The following is a 15,463-nucleotide window of genomic DNA, read 5'->3' as shown; positions in this document are numbered from 1 at the left end:
AAGCTGCAAGCGGCAAGTAGGAGCGCGTGGAGTCCCCTTGCCGCTTGTAGCGTGTCGCTTGCCGCTGACAAATTACTTTGTCTCGTTAAACAGTTCGCGACCAATCAGCATGCGGCGGATTTCGCTGGTGCCGGCGCCGATTTCATAGAGTTTGGCGTCGCGCAACAGGCGGCCTGCCGGGAACTCGTTGATGTAGCCGTTGCCGCCCAGAATCTGGATCGCGTCGAGGGCCATTTGGGTCGCACGTTCGGCGCTGTAGAGGATCACCCCGGCGGCGTCCTTGCGGGTGGTTTCGCCGCGTTCGCAAGCCTGGGCCACTGCGTACAGGTAGGCGCGGCTGGCGTTGAGCTGGGTGTACATGTCGGCGACCTTGCCCTGGATCAGCTGGAATTCGCCGATGCTCTGGCCGAACTGTTTACGGTCATGGATGTACGGGACGATGAGGTCCATGCAGGCCTGCATGATCCCGGTCGGACCGCCGGAGAGCACCACGCGCTCGTAGTCGAGGCCGCTCATCAACACCTTCACACCGCCGTTGAGCACGCCGAGGATGTTTTCTTCCGGCACTTCAACGTCGTCGAAAAACAGCTCGCAGGTGTTCGAACCGCGCATGCCGAGCTTGTCGAATTTATTGCTGCGGCTGAAACCTTTCCAGTCGCGCTCAACAATAAATGCGGTGATGCCGTGGGCGCCTTTTTCCAGGTCGGTCTTGGCGTAGATCACGTAGGTGTTGGCGTCCGGGCCGTTGGTGATCCAGGTTTTGCTGCCGTTGAGGACGTAGTGGTCGCCGCGCTTGTCGGCCCGCAGCTTCATCGAGACCACGTCGGAACCGGCGTTCGGCTCGCTCATGGCCAGGGCGCCGATGTGTTCGCCGCTGATCAGCTTGGGCAGGTATTTGCTTTTTTGCTCGTGGTTGCCGTTGCGGTTGATCTGGTTGACGCAGAGGTTGGAGTGCGCGCCGTAGGAGAGGGCGACCGAGGCCGAGCCGCGGCTGATTTCTTCCATGGCCACCACGTGCGCCAGGTAACCCAGGCCAGCGCCGCCGTATTCTTCCGGCACGGTGATGCCCAGCAGGCCCATGTCCCCGAACTTGCGCCACAGGTCGGCGGGGAACAGGTTGTCGATGTCGATCTGCGCGGCGCGCGGGGCGATTTCCTTGGCAACGAAGGCGCGGACCTGGTCACGCAGCATGTCGATGGTTTCGCCAAGGGCGAAGTTCAGGGTCGGATAGCTCATGGGGCACCTTCAAACTTGTTTTTATAAATGGAGGTTGGGCGGCCGGGCGCGCCGGAACGGATGTCACCTTTACGTTAACGTAAGCCTGAGATGAATCGCTGTCAATCACCCTTTACGTTAACGTCAACTTGGGCGACTCTGTCAGCGTCGAGCTTGCTCGCGATAAACGCTAATGCAGGCTTTTACATAAGCTGTGGCGGCCTTGTCGCGGGCAAGTCGGATAGCCACATCGCTCGTTCCTACAATAAAGACAATAGGAGGTCGTTATGGATCAACACAGTGCTGCGCCAGCGCCCAGTTACAGCCGTGGCCCGCAGGACAAAGCCTTGCTGGCAATGACCATCGGTCAGGCGTTCGACCGCACCGTCGCACAGCATCCGCAGGGTGAAGCGCTGGTGGTGCGTCATCAGCAACTTCGCTACAGCTGGGCGCAATTGGCGCAAGCCGTCGACCTGCACGCCAGGGCGCTGTTGGCGCTGGGGTTGCAGGTAGGTGACCGCCTCGGCATCTGGGCGCCGAATTGCGCACAGTGGTGCATCACCCAGTTCGCCAGCGCCAGGATCGGGGTGATCCTGGTCAACATCAATCCGGCTTACCGCAGCGCTGAACTGGAGTACGTATTGAAGCAGTCCGGCTGCCAATGGCTGGTCTGCGCCGGCGCTTTCAAAACGTCTGATTACCACGCGATGCTGCAAGGCCTGGTACCGGAACTGGCCGAGCAATCCATCGGCCAGTTGCAGTGCGAGCGCTTGCCCGACTTGCGCGGGGTGATCAGTCTCGACGCTTGTCCACCGTCGGGCTTCTTGCCCTGGTCGCAGTTGAGCGACCTAGGCGCCGGGGTCGCGCCCGGTGACTTCAAGGCCCGGCAGGACAGTCTGCATTTCGACCAACCGATCAACATCCAGTACACCTCCGGCACCACCGGTTTTCCCAAAGGTGCCACCCTCAGCCACTACAACATCCTCAACAACGGGTACATGGTCGGCGAGAGCCTCGGGCTGACGGCCAGTGATCGCCTGGTGATTCCGGTGCCGCTGTATCACTGCTTTGGCATGGTCATGGGCAATCTGGGGTGCATCACCCACGGCAGCACGATGATTTACCCGAACGATGCCTTCGACCCGTTGCTGACACTGAGTACCGTTGCCGAAGAGCAGGGCCACGGCGCTGTACGGCGTGCCGACGATGTTCATCGCCATGCTCGATCAACCCCGACGCGGTGAATTTGATCTGTCGAGCCTGCGCACCGGGATCATGGCGGGAGCGACCTGTCCGATTGAGGTGATGCGTCGGGTCATCAGCGAGATGCACATGAGCGAAGTGCAGATCGCCTACGGCATGACCGAGACCAGTCCGGTGTCGTTACAGACCGGTCCTGCCGACGATCTGGAGTTGCGCGTCACCACTGTCGGGCGAACCCAGCCACAACTGGAAAGCAAAATCATCGACGAGACTGGCAACATTGTTGCCCGAGGGGTTATCGGTGAACTCTGCACCCGTGGCTACAGCGTGATGCTCGGTTACTGGAACAACCCGCAAGGCACGGCCGAGGCCATCGACGAAGCTGGCTGGATGCACACGGGGGACCTGGCGAGCATGAACGAGCAGGGTTACGTGTGCATCGCCGGGCGCAACAAGGACATGATCATTCGCGGTGGCGAGAACATTTATCCCCGGGAGCTGGAAGAGTTTTTCTTCACTCACCCGGCAGTGGCGGATGTGCAGGTAATCGGCATTCCCAGCGAGAAGTATGGCGAGGAGATCGTGGCCTGGATCAAGTTTCACCCCGGCCATAGCGCTAACGAACTGGAACTGCAAACCTGGTGCAAGGAGCGTATTGCACACTTCAAGACACCGCGTTACTTCAGGTTCGTCGAGGAATTCCCGATGACCGTGACCGGCAAGATCCAGAAGTTCCGAATGCGCGAGATCAGTGTCGAGGAACTCAAGGCGATACCGTAGGAACGAGCGGCGCGGCGATCCGATCTGCCCGGGCAGGTCGGATCGCCGCGCGCGCCAACAGATTTTGGTGAATTGCAGACAGCACAAAGGGGAGCCGAGGCTCCCCTTTAATTTTTTGTTACGTGCTCTTTTTTATTATTAAGGGGCGGTCTGTTGTTGTTTTTGGCAACCGTGACCCTTTACTGCTGTTTTGGGCGATCCCCATCCGGGATCAAGAGCAAACGTATTTTTTTGAGCGCTGATCTGCTTTTTCGCCAAGCGATCCAACCAGTTCGGGAGCTACCTGAAGGTAGTTTTATTGTTCTCTGCCCGGTTGCGGGTGGCTGCGTGCAGCACCCTGAAAAGCACACCTTCTCCAAAAAAATCTGTTAGCTGCGTCTCTGCCGTGTTGTTTTTGTTATGTCAGAGTCGTTACGTCTTATTTTTATTAGGTTTGCTGCTTTTTATTCTTGTTATGCCATAGAGATAGCAGAAGCCGTGCCAACTCTGAAAAGCCCTTTAAAATCAGGCTTCTAATATTTTGTAGGACAATTCTTTCATAAAAATCCTGTCAGTTTGTTTCCGTGTTACTCGTTTGAGTGAGGGGGCGGTAACACCCGGACACATCACTGGGCGCTACGTGCCTTCGCGACGCGCGAACCGGTGGGGCGGCCCAGTACGTTGCAGATTTGTTGGCCCGCCAGGATCAGGCGCTCCATGTCGACGCCGGTCTCGATACCCAGGCCGTTGAGCAGGTACAACACGTCTTCGGTGGCGACGTTACCGCTGGCGCCCTTGGCATACGGGCAGCCGCCGAGGCCTGCGATGGAGCTGTCGAACACCGTGATGCCTTCCAGCAGGCTGGCGTAGATATTGGCCATGGCCTGGCCATAAGTGTCGTGGAAATGCCCGGCGAGTTTGTCCCGTGGTACGTCGGCCGAAACCACCTCGAACATTGTGCGCGTGGCACCTGCGGTGCCGGTGCCGATGGTGTCGCCGAGGGAGACCTCGTAGCAGCCCATGGCGTAGAGCTCGCGCGCGACCATGGCGACTTGCGCAGGCGGGACGTTACCTTCGTAAGGGCAACCCAGCACACAGGACACGTAACCGCGCACGCTGATGCCATGCTGTTTGGCGGCGTCCATGATCGGCACGAAACGCGCCAGGCTTTCGCTGATCGAGCAATTGATGTTGCGTTGGGAGAACGCTTCGGACGCGGCGGCAAACACCGCGACTTCCTTGACCCCGGCCGCGATGGCGTCTTCAAACCCGCGCAGGTTCGGTGCCAGTGCGCCGTAGGTCACGCCAGGTTTGCGCTGGATCTGTGCGAAGACCTCGGCAGAGCCGGCCATCTGCGGCACCCATTTGGGCGAAACGAAACTGCCGACTTCGATGTAACCGAGGCCCGCAGCGCTCAGGGCGTCGACCAGTTGTACCTTGTCCGCGACGCTGATGGGTTGGGCTTCATTTTGCAGGCCATCGCGCGGGCCGACTTCGACAAGGCGTACGTGGGTTGGAAGGGACATGGGGTTCGACCTGTTGTAATTGTCTGAATACTGCGAAGGCCTCTGTGGGAGCGAGCAACCCCGCTCCCACAAGGGGTGGTGTAGACCTACTGAACCGATTCCTGACTTTTGAGCGTTTGTTCCAGCGCCTGGACACAGCGCTCTTCAGCGGTGTCGAGTTCCAGTTTCATCTGTTCGATATCAAGCAGCTGCTGTTCCAGCTGCTCCCGGCGCTCACTGATTTTTACCAGCATGCTGTGCAGTTGCTTGGTGTTACCGCTGGAAGGGTCATAGAGCTCAATCAACTCGCGGCATTCGGCCAGGGAAAAACCGATGCGCTTGCCCCGCAGGATCAGCTTCAGACTGACTTTGTCGCGGGGCGAATAGATGCGTTCCTGGCCTCGTCGCTCGGGGCTGAGCAGACCTTGTTCCTCGTAAAAGCGAATGGCCCGCGTGGTGATGTCGAGCTCGCGGGCGAGGTCGGAGATGCTGTAAGTCTGGCTGCTCATGGGCGGGCTCTTGAAAGGTCTTGGCGTTAAGCTAATGGCAGGTTGACGTTTACGTCAAGACCGTGGCGCTTTGGTGTTCTTGCTGGCCACATCGCGAGCAGGCTCGCTCCCGCATTGGAATTGCGTTCACCTCGGTCCAGAGTGGGAGCGAGCCTGCCTGCGATGAACGATAACGCGGTGCATTTCCTACACCTTGTCGTGCTTCTTCTCATGCGCCGTCACCTGCTGGCACAACTCGATCATCTGCTCGCGCATCCAGCGGTTCGCCGGGTCCTGATCGGTGCTTTCGTGCCAATACAAGTGGGTTTCCACCGGCGGTACATCGTTGACCGGGAGGTTGAAGGCGTGCAGGTCATGACGACGGGCAAACCGCTCCGGCACGGTCATCACCATGTCGGTCTGCTGCAACACTTGCGATGCCATCAGGTAATGCTGCGAGCGCAGGGCGATCTTGCGCTGGATGCCCATTTTGCCCAGCGCCAGGTCCACATGGCCGAGGCCGCTGCGACGGCTGGAGATGTGGATGTGAGTCAGCGACAGGTAATCATCGAGGGTGAGTTTTTCCTTGCTCGCCAGCGGATGCCCCTTGCGCATGGCGCACACGTAACGGTCCTCCATCAACTTGACGTGGCGCACTTGCGGGTCGGTGTTGAGCGGTGCGTCGACAGCAAAATCCAGGCGCCCGGCCGCCAGGTCCTTGGTGGTTTCGCGGCGTTTTGACAGAAAACTCTCAATAATCACCGTAGGCGCCAGGCGTCGCAGGCGTTGGAACAGCGGCGGCAGGATCACCGCTTCGGTGAGGTCGGTCATGCTGATGCGGTAGGTCTTGGCCGCCTGCAACGGGTTGAAAATCCGGCTTTCCTGCACCGAGATCCGCAGCAGCGACAGGGCGTTGCGCACCGGGCCGATGATGTTTTGCGCCATCGGCGTGGGCACCATGCCCTGGGCGGTGCGCACGAACAGCGGGTCGTTGAACGTCTCGCGCAGGCGGGCCAGAGCGTTCGACACCGCCGGCTGGGTAATGCCGATTATCTGCCCGGCGCGGGTCAGATTGGCTTCGGTGTAGATCGCGTCAAAGACGATGAAAAGGTTGAGATCGACCTTGCTCAGATTCATGGCGCTTCGCTCTTATTGTGGGGCTCTCGATCAGCCGATCATATATCGGTGATGAATGTTAATACACGCCGAGAATAGGTTAGGTAAATTATCAACGCTGATCTAGCATCGATTCATGACCTCAACAACCTGTTCAACACCTCGTCAAAAAAGGTAGAGCTGCCATGGATTTCGCCTATTCCCCCAAGGTTCAGGAACTGCGTGAACGCGTGACCGCGTTCATGGATGCTTACGTTTATCCAGCCGAAGCGGTGTTCGAGCGTCAGGTCGCCGAAGGCGATCGCTGGCAGCCGACGGCGATCATGGAAGAGCTGAAAAACAAGGCCAAGGCCGAAGGCCTGTGGAACCTGTTTTTACCGGAGTCGGAATTGGGCGCCGGCCTGACCAACCTGGAATACGCACCCCTGGCGGAAATCATGGGCCGCTCCTTGCTCGGGCCGGAGCCGTTCAACTGCTCGGCGCCGGACACCGGCAACATGGAAGTGCTGGTGCGTTACGCCAATGAAGAGCAGAAACAACGCTGGCTGGCGCCGCTGCTGCGTGGCGAGATCCGTTCGGCGTTCGCCATGACCGAACCGGACGTGGCGTCTTCCGACGCCACCAACATGGCTGCCCGTGCCGTGCGTGACGGCGATGAGTGGGTGATCACCGGCAAAAAATGGTGGACGTCGGGCGCTTGCGACCCGCGCTGCAAAATCCTGATCTTCATGGGCCTGAGCAATCCCGATGCGCCGCGTCATCAGCAGCACTCGATGATTCTGGTGCCGGTGGATGCCCCAGGTGTGAAGATCGTGCGCCCGCTGCCGGTGTTCGGGTATGACGATGCGCCACACGGTCACGCCGAGGTGTTGTTCGACAACGTCCGGGTGCCTTACGAAAACGTGTTGTTGGGGGAGGGCCGTGGATTTGAAATTGCCCAGGGTCGTCTTGGCCCGGGGCGGATTCACCACTGCATGCGCTCGATCGGCATGGCGGAGCGGGCACTGGAATTGATGTGCAAACGCTCGATCAATCGCACGGCATTCGGCAAGCCGCTGGCACGCCTGGGTGGCAACATCGACAAGATCGCCGATTCGCGGATGGAAATCGACATGGCGCGGCTGCTGACGCTCAAAGCGGCGTACATGATGGACACCGTGGGCAACAAGGTCGCGAAAAGCGAAATCGCCCAGATCAAAGTGGTCGCGCCTAACGTGGCGTTGAAGGTCATCGACCGGGCGATCCAGATCCATGGCGGCGCCGGGGTTTCCAATGATTTCCCGCTGGCCTACATGTATGCAATGCAGCGCACTTTGCGTCTGGCCGATGGCCCGGACGAAGTACACCGCGCCGCAGTCGGCAAGTTCGAAATCGGCAAGTACGTGCCTGAAGAGATGCTGCGCAGCGGGCATTGATGAGCGTGTGAACCGGCGGTATTGATCGTTCCCATGGGGAACGATCAGGCCGTTCAGTAAATACGGACCTCCACCCGCCGATTCTTGATCCGTCCCTCATTGCCGCTGTTGGCGGCCACCGGCATCTTGCTGAATGACGGGTTCGACGTCGCCGATCAGTTCAGTTCAAGCCAGATCGGTGCGTGGTCCGACGGTTTTTCCATGCCGCGCAAATCGTAGTCGACGCCAGCCGCCTTGACCCGTGGCAACAGCCCTTGGGAGGCCATGATCAGGTCAATGCGCAGGCCACGCTTGGGCTCGTCTTCAAAGCCGCGGCTGCGGTAATCGAACCAGCTGAAACGGTCGTTCACGTCCGGGTTGAGGTGCCGGAAACTGTCCACCAACCCCCAGTTTTTCAAGCGTGCCATCCACTCGCGCTCTTCCGGCAGGAAGCTGCATTTGCCGGTTTTCAGCCAGCGTTTCATGTTGTCCGGGCCAATGCCGATGTCGCAGTCTTCCGGGGAAATGTTCACGTCGCCCATGACCACAAGCGGTTGGTCGTTGCTGAAACGGGTTTCGAGCAGCGTCTGCAAGTCGTTGTAGAAACGTTCCTTGGCCGGGAACTTGGTCGGGTGGTCGCGGCTTTCACCTTGTGGGAAGTAGCCGTTCATGATGGTCACCGGCGTGCCGTTGGCATCGGCGAAAGTGCCCCAGATGAAACGCCGCTGAGCGTCTTCTTCATCGCTGGCAAAGCCTTTGTGCAGTTCAATCGGTGCCTGGCGCGACAGCAGGGCGACACCGTAATGACCTTTTTGCCCGTGGTAATGCACGTGGTAGCCCAGGGCCTGGACTTCGGCCAGCGGGAACTGGTCGTCATGGACCTTGGTTTCCTGCAGGCCAATGACGTCTGGCTGGTGCTTCTCGATCAGCGCCGCCAGTTGATGGGGGCGGGCGCGCAGGCCATTGATGTTGAACGAGACGATCTTCATGGTCGGCAGTCCTGGCAAAGCGGTTTCGAAATAAGTCCTCGGCCAGTCTTCATGGGCCTTTGAGGGGTGTTTACGCAGATGAACGCGGCACAGTGTAGCAACCCTGCCCCTGGAATATGTAACCTGCGATGTTGCTGGCAGGGCGCCGAAGGGCCGCTTCAAGGTTGCCCACGCACTGTTTTTGTACGGTCAATCTTGCCGCCCTGGCAAAGCGCTGATGTCAGCGAACCTGTAGGGCAGAGGGCGGCGTGGCAGCAGGACGGATGCACTGCTAATGTCCTAGGACGAGGGAACGAACGCCATGGCACCGGGTTCGTACCCACAAGAGCGGGGCCTTTATGAGCTGCGCCCAGGGAGATCAACCGTCATGCCTGAAACCTCGACCGCCATTGCCGACATCCACCGGCTCGACAGCGGCTATTCGCGTGAAGCCCGCTCGTTGCTGTATCACGCATACCGCCATGAACCGACCTTCAAGTACTTGTTCGAGGCCGAACGGCCCGGTTATGAGCAGCGGGTACGGGCGACGGTGCGCGAGTTGGTCAAACAGCACTTTCTTCAGGATTTACCCGCCATCGGGCTGGTGGTCAATGACCGATTGATCGGCATGGCGCTGATCGCGCCGCCGCAACGTCGGCTGGGGATTACCGAAAGCTGGGCCTGGCGCTTGCGCATGGTGCTCAGCACCGGATTTCGCTGCACGCGGCGTTACCTGGATTACCACATGGCCGTGGCGGCGTGCATACCCTCGGACTCGGTGCATGTCTTGCCGTTGCTGGGGATTCATCCGCAGTTCCAGGGCAAGCACTTCGGCGAGCAGCTACTCGAAGCCGTGCACAACTGGTGCGCCGTCGACGAGCATTCCCAGGGCGTGGTACTCGACACGGGCAATCCGCGTTACCTGGAGTTCTACAAACGCCAGGGTTACGAGGAGATCGGTGAGGTGGCGGTCGGCCCGATCCTGGAGCATGTGTTTTTCCACGCCAACCCGCAGGTGTTGCACCGCGCTACGGCTTGAGGGCGAACTTTTGTTCAGATTGTTCGCTCTATCAGGCTCTCACGCTCGTGATAGCATCCGCGCCTATGAAATTTCCAGGAAGATTTACCAGCGGTTTGCTGGTGCTGTTCAGCAGCACGGCGGCCCTGGCACACAGTGAATTGGACGTGCGGATCAAACCGTCCAACGACGAACTCAAGGCCAACATTGAAGGGTACATCGGCGATCTCGGCGATCGCGATGAAGCTGCCTTGTTGCGCTTCAGTCGTGGCGCCGAAGAGCAGGCGCGCAAGGCTGCCCAGGCGTTGGGTTATTACCAGCCCCATATAGAAAGCACGGTCAAGGACGGCAAATCGCCAAGGCTGGTGCTGACCATCGACCCCGGCGAACCCATTCACCTGCGCAACGTGACCGTGCGCATCGACGGCGCGGCGGCTGCGCTCAAGTCCTTTCGCGTGCCCAAAAGCGATCTGCTCAAACCCGGTGCAGTGCTCAACCATGGCCATTACGAAGACGCCAAGCGGCTGATCCAGAACCAGGCCTCGCGCTACGGTTTTTTCAGTGGGCGTTTTACCAGTCAGAAGCTGTTGGTCGACCCGCTGGCCGGGGTGGCCGACATCGAATTGATCTACGACAGCGGCCCGCGTTATGCGCTGGGCAAGGTCAGTTTTACCGGCGACACACCGTTCGACGAAGACCTGCTGCAACGCATGGTGCCGTTCAAGAGCGGCGCGCCTTATGACTCCGAGCTGATCGCCGAACTCAATCAGGCCCTGCAATCGAGCGGCTATTTTGACTCGGTGCGCGTTGACGCCGCACCGACCGCGGCGGCCAACGACGTGATTCCGGTGGCCGTCAAACTCGACACCCGCAAGCCGCGCACCATGGGCCTTGGCCTGGGTTTTTCGACAGACGTCGGGCCACGTGCCAAGGCCAACTGGACCCGGCATTGGGTCAACCCCCAAGGTCACAGCTATGGCTGGGAGGCCGAGTTGTCGGCGCCTCGGCAAAACGTCGGCCTGTGGTACGACATTCCACTGGACCCGCCGCTCACCGACAAATTGCGGTTTGCCGGTGGCTATCAGTATGAAGAACTGGCCAACACGGACAGCCTGAGCAAGTTGCTCACCCTGGGCCCGGAATGGCACAGCAAGTTGCCCAGCGGCTGGCAGCGGGTGATTTCGCTTAAATGGCAACGTGAGGAATACCGCCTCGGCGATGACTCGGGCCTCAGTAATTTGCTGATGCCCGGCGTCAGCTACTCCTATTTGCGCAGCGACAATCGCATCGATCCGCACAACGGTTATCGCCTGCAATTCGACACCAAGGTGGCGAAGGAAGGGTTGGCCTCGGACACCAATTTGCTCTACGGCACAGCACTGTTCAAAGGCCTGACCACGGTCTGGGACAACCACCGGTTGCTCGGGCGCGTGCAGGTCGGTGGCAGCGCCACCAACGGCTACAAATCCGTTCCGCCGTCATTGCGCTTCTTCGCCGGTGGCGACCAGAGCGTGCGGGGTTACGACTACCAGAGCCTGTCCCCGGAGAACGCCGACGGTGACCGAATCGGTGGCCGCTACATGGTCGCGCTCAGTGCGGAGTATCAATACTCGATTGCCGAAAAATGGCGGATCGCGACCTTTGTCGACCAGGGCAACTCCTTCAACAAACTCGAACTGCCGAACCTCAAGACCGGTGTCGGTGTCGGCGTGCGCTGGGTGTCACCCGTGGGCCCGATTCGCCTCGACCTGGCTCATGCGCTGGACGACGACGGCGGTATTCGTTTGCACTTTTCCATGGGGCCTGAGCTGTGAAGCGTGGTTTGAAAATAGCGCTGCTGGCGGTTCTCGCGCTGCTGATGCTGGTTATAGCGACGGTGGTTACGGTGCTCGGCACACAGGCCGGCAGCCGTTGGGTCCTGAGCCAGGTGCCGGGTTTGACGGTGGACAATTTTCAGGGCCGGTTGGGCGGTCAATGGAGTGCCGATCACCTGCTGTGGCAACAAGCGGGCAGTCGTGTCGAGTTGAACCGACCATTACTGGCCTGGTCGCCGCTGTGCCTGGCGCGCATGACCCTGTGCATCGAGCAGTTGAAGGTCGATCAGGTCAGTTTGCAGTTCGCCCCCGGCAGCGAAAAAAGCAGTGGGCCGATCAGCCTGCCTGAGCTGAAACTGCCGGTGGCGATTCAGTTGGGCGACGTGCAGGTCGGCAGCCTGATACTGGACGGCAGCGAGCAGCTCAAAGACCTGAAACTGGCTGCTCACTGGACCGCCAAGGGTTTGCAGATCGACTCTGTTCACCTGCAACGTGACGACCTGGGCCTGGACCTTTCCGGGCTGCTGCAACCGACCGGCAACTGGCCGCTGAGCGCTGAAGGCACACTGACTTTGCCGGCGCCGGGCAACACGCCGTGGGCGCTGGCGCTGAAAGTCGATGGCGACCTGCTGAAAACCCTTAACCTCAACGCCGACAGCAGCGGTTACCTGCAAGGTCGCCTGAGTGGTGAACTGCAACCGCTGGCGGACAACTTGCCCGCCAAGGTGCGCATCACCGCCGATGGCTTCAAGGCCAGCGCCGATTTGCCCGACACCTTGCAACTTGACCAGTTGGAACTGACCGGCAATGGTGACCTGAAGAACGGCTATCAACTGCTCGGCAAAGCCACAGTGCCAGCCGAGCAAGGCCCGGTCGCGTTGCTGCTGCAAGGCAAGGTCGACGCCAAGGGCGCGCAGATCGCCGGCCTGGAGCTGAATGCCAACGCCCAGCAAAACCTGAAACTGAGCGGGCAGCTCGATTGGTCCGAGGGCCTGAGCGCGGAAGCAAAAATCGATTGGCTGGATTTCCCGTGGTACAGGCTGTACCCGTTGATTGATGAGCCTCAGGTTGCGTTGCGCAGCTTCAATGGCGAGGTGTCCTACCGCGATGGCAATTATCTGGGCAACTTCAAGGCTGCGCTGGATGGCCCGGCCGGGGCGTTCAGCCTGAGCAGCCCGTTCAGTGGCGACCTGACGAAAATCTTCCTGCCGGAATTCAAACTGGTGGCAGGGCAGGGCAAGGCCGAAGGGCATTTGAACCTGCAATTTGCCGACGGCATCGCTTGGGACACGGCATTGGACCTGTCGGCGATCAACCCAGCGTACTGGGTTGCCGAACTGCCGGGGACGTTGGCCGGGCCGTTGCGCAGCAAGGGTGAAATGAAGCATGAAACGCTCAGCCTGAACGCCGACCTGGACCTCAAGGGCAAACTGCGCGGTCAACCGGCGATCTTGCAGGCCAAGGCCGATGGCGGCGCTGAACGCTGGAATCTGAGCGCGCTGCACATCCGCCTCGGCGACAACCGCATCGACGGCACCGGCAACTTGCAACAGAAGCTCACCGGCCAGCTCGACATCAAGGCGCTGCGTCTTGGCCAGCTCTGGCCGCAATTGCGCGGGCAGCTCAATGGTCGAGTCGATGTCGGCGGAACGCTCAAGGCGCCCCAAGGCAAACTCAGCCTGCAAGGTACGCAACTGGCGTTCGACGACAATCGCCTGCAAAGCCTGAACCTGGACGCCAATCTCGACAGCGCGCAACGGGCGAAGATCGACCTCAAGGGCAGCGGCATTCAGGCCGGCGACACCCAATTGGGCGCCCTCACCGCCAGCGCCCAGGGCGATATCAAAAACCAGAAGCTGCAACTGGACCTGCAAGGGCCGTTGCTGAAACTGGCGTTGGGTCTGGACGGTGCGCTGGACAAAGGCAACTGGCGCGGCCGGTTGGCCAGTGGCGACGTACAGGCCGGCGGCCAGGACTGGAAGCTGCAGAGCCCGGCAAAAGTCGAACGCCTGGCCGATGGTCGGCTGACGTTCGGCGCTCATTGCTGGATGTCCGGCCCGGCCAGTTTGTGTGGCGAGGATCAGCGCCTGATGCCTGAGCCGAAACTGCGTTACCACCTCAAGCAATTCCCGATCGACAGCCTGGCGCAATGGTTGCCGAAAGACTTCGCCTGGCAGGGCAAGCTCAACGCGGACGTGCAACTGGACTTGCCGGCCAGCGGCCCGAAAGGCCAGGTCATGGTCGATGCCAGTGGCGGTACGCTGCGCATCAAGGAAAAAGACCAGTGGCTGGATTTCCCCTACCAGACCCTGAAACTGACCAGCACCCTTAACCCGAAACGCATCGACACGCAGCTCGATTTTGTCGGTGGCAAGCTGGGCGAGTTGAGCGTTCAGGCGCAGATCAATCCGCTGGCCAAGAGCAAGCCGTTGAGCGGCTCGTTCCGCCTCAATGGTCTGGATGTGTCGGTGGTGCGGCCGTTCGTGCCAATGGTCGAAAAACTGACCGGGCGCTTGAACGGCAGCGGCAGTTTGTCGGGCGGTTTGCTGGCGCCTCAGGTCAACGGCAACCTGACCCTCAGCGACGGTGAAATCGCAGGCTCGCAGTTGCCGACCAGCCTTGAAGCGTTGCAGGTTCAGGCACAGATTGCCGGCGAAAGCGTGCAGCTCAACGGCAGTTGGAAAAGCGGCAAGGCCGGGCAGGGCAGCGTGAACGGGCACATCGCCTGGGGCCAGGCGCTGTTGGTGGATGTGAGCCTCAAAGGCACGCAACTGCCGGTGACGGTCGAACCGTATGCGGCGCTGGAAGTGGCGCCGGACCTGCACATCTCGATCAATAACGAGCAACTGAAGATTGCCGGCAAGGTGCGTGTGCCCAAGGGCGAGATCACGGTGCGCGAGTTACCGCCCTCGACGGTCAAGGTCTCTGACGACACGGTGATCGTCGGTCACCAGACCGAAGAGGGCAAACCGCCGATGGCCATGGCGATGGATGTGGATGTGGTGGTGGGCGAGGATAAACTCAGCTTTGCCGGGTTCGGCCTGACCGCCAACCTGCAAGGCCAGGTACACATCGGCGACAACATGGACACCCGTGGCGAGCTCTGGCTCAACGATGGCCGTTATCGGGCCTACGGCCAGCGATTGACGGTGCGCCGTGCGCGGTTGTTGTTCGCCGGCCCTCTCGACCAACCGTACCTGGACATCGAAGCGGTGCGCCAGACAGATGACGTGATCGCCGGTATCCGCCTGAGCGGCAGCGCCGAGCAGCCGACCACGCAGATCTTCTCGGAACCGGCCATGAGCCAGGAACAGGCGCTGTCCTATCTGGTGCTCGGGCGTCCGCTGACCAGCAACGGTGAAGACAACAACATGCTCGCGCAGGCTGCATTGGGGCTGGGCCTGATGGGCAGTTCCGACCTGACCGGCAGTCTGGCCAAGGGCCTGGGCATCCAGGACTTTCAGCTCGACACCCAGGGCAGCGGCACCACTACCAGCGTGGTGGCCAGCGGCAACATCTCCGAGAAACTCAGTTTGCGTTATGGCGTTGGCGTGTTCGAACCGGCCAACACCATCGCCTTGCGTTACAAACTGAGCAAGAAGGTTTATCTGGAGGCTGCCAGCGGAGTCGCCAGTTCGCTGGACATCTTCTACAAGCGGGATTTCTAACTCCCCGATCAAGGTCGGCCCCCTGCGGCGAAGGGGCTGACCTCGACCCACAATGATTGCGCAAGTCGCCGTTTCAGTGACGTCCTTGCAGACATCAATCGTTCATGAGTTGTTTGCCCAGATACCCGTCACACGCTTGCAACTGTTTGTTTAGAGGCCTCTGTAACAGTCTTCTAATAATTAGAAACAAATGCCCAAAGCACGAATTCAAAACCCATCTATCTTCAATTTCGCACGGCGCCTGTTGTAGTCTTTTTCTGTAGGACACTAGGCGTGTTTAAGTGCGTCCCATAAATCAGGAACCTCAGCGTTAAA

9 protein-coding genes and 2 pseudogenes are annotated in these 15,463 nt (G+C 60.0%); 6 read left to right on the top strand and 5 right to left on the bottom strand.

Annotated features, from left to right (window positions below):
* Window positions 1-72: 72 nt before the first annotated feature.
* Complete coding sequence (locus tag AABM54_RS16560) at window positions 73-1,236, bottom strand: isovaleryl-CoA dehydrogenase (RefSeq protein ID WP_347901082.1); 1,164 nt, start codon at window positions 1,234-1,236, stop codon at window positions 73-75.
* A 266-nt stretch (window positions 1,237-1,502) separates the two neighbouring features.
* Between AABM54_RS16560 and AABM54_RS16555 the strand changes: the two are divergent.
* Window positions 1,503-3,198 (top strand): annotated as a pseudogene (locus tag AABM54_RS16555) (AMP-binding protein).
* A gap of 110 nt (window positions 3,199-3,308) precedes the next feature.
* Window positions 3,309-3,507 (top strand): annotated as a pseudogene (locus tag AABM54_RS16550) (hypothetical protein); the annotation flags it as partial.
* A gap of 296 nt (window positions 3,508-3,803) precedes the next feature.
* On the opposite strand, the gene AABM54_RS16545 reads toward AABM54_RS16550, so the two are convergent.
* The 3 genes from AABM54_RS16545 to AABM54_RS16535 form a co-directional block, all read right to left on the bottom strand.
* Window positions 3,804-4,703, bottom strand: coding sequence for a hydroxymethylglutaryl-CoA lyase (locus AABM54_RS16545; RefSeq protein ID WP_347901081.1), 900 nt, complete (start codon window positions 4,701-4,703; stop codon window positions 3,804-3,806).
* An 86-nt stretch (window positions 4,704-4,789) separates the two neighbouring features.
* Window positions 4,790-5,191 carry a MerR family DNA-binding transcriptional regulator gene (locus tag AABM54_RS16540; RefSeq protein WP_347901080.1) on the bottom strand — a complete coding sequence of 134 codons (402 nt, stop codon included), beginning with the start codon at window positions 5,189-5,191 and terminating at the stop codon, window positions 4,790-4,792.
* A gap of 186 nt (window positions 5,192-5,377) precedes the next feature.
* On the bottom strand, window positions 5,378-6,307 hold the full coding sequence (locus AABM54_RS16535) for a LysR family transcriptional regulator (protein ID WP_347901079.1): 930 nt from the start codon (window positions 6,305-6,307) through the stop codon (window positions 5,378-5,380).
* Between the two features lie 164 nt (window positions 6,308-6,471).
* On the opposite strand from AABM54_RS16535, the gene AABM54_RS16530 reads away from it, so the two are divergent.
* Window positions 6,472-7,701 (top strand): acyl-CoA dehydrogenase, encoded by a 1,230-nt coding sequence (locus tag AABM54_RS16530; RefSeq protein WP_347901078.1) that lies wholly within the window; start codon window positions 6,472-6,474, stop codon window positions 7,699-7,701.
* Window positions 7,702-7,856: 155 nt separating this feature from the next.
* Here the strand turns inward: AABM54_RS16530 and xthA are convergent, their stop codons facing one another.
* Window positions 7,857-8,669 carry an exodeoxyribonuclease III gene (xthA, locus tag AABM54_RS16525; protein ID WP_347901077.1) on the bottom strand — a complete coding sequence of 271 codons (813 nt, stop codon included), beginning with the start codon at window positions 8,667-8,669 and terminating at the stop codon, window positions 7,857-7,859.
* Window positions 8,670-9,036: 367 nt separating this feature from the next.
* Here xthA and AABM54_RS16520 point away from each other — a divergent pair, with 367 nt between their 5' ends.
* From AABM54_RS16520 to AABM54_RS16510, 3 genes are all read left to right on the top strand, one after another.
* A complete protein-coding gene (locus AABM54_RS16520; RefSeq protein ID WP_347901076.1) occupies window positions 9,037-9,687 on the top strand; it encodes a GNAT family N-acetyltransferase in 651 nt (216 codons plus the stop codon).
* A gap of 65 nt (window positions 9,688-9,752) precedes the next feature.
* Window positions 9,753-11,480, top strand: coding sequence for an autotransporter assembly complex family protein (locus tag AABM54_RS16515; protein ID WP_347901075.1), 1,728 nt, complete (start codon window positions 9,753-9,755; stop codon window positions 11,478-11,480).
* Window positions 11,477-15,148: a translocation/assembly module TamB domain-containing protein gene (locus AABM54_RS16510; protein WP_347901074.1), complete on the top strand. Its 3,672-nt coding sequence runs from the start codon at window positions 11,477-11,479 to the stop codon at window positions 15,146-15,148. Before AABM54_RS16515 ends, AABM54_RS16510 begins: the two co-directional genes overlap by 4 nt.
* Window positions 15,149-15,463 lie beyond the last annotated feature (315 nt).

The sequence above is a fragment of the Pseudomonas purpurea genome (assembly GCF_039908635.1).
GTDB lineage: Bacteria > Pseudomonadota > Gammaproteobacteria > Pseudomonadales > Pseudomonadaceae > Aquipseudomonas > Aquipseudomonas purpurea.
This window is presented reverse-complemented; position numbering and strand designations above follow the sequence as displayed.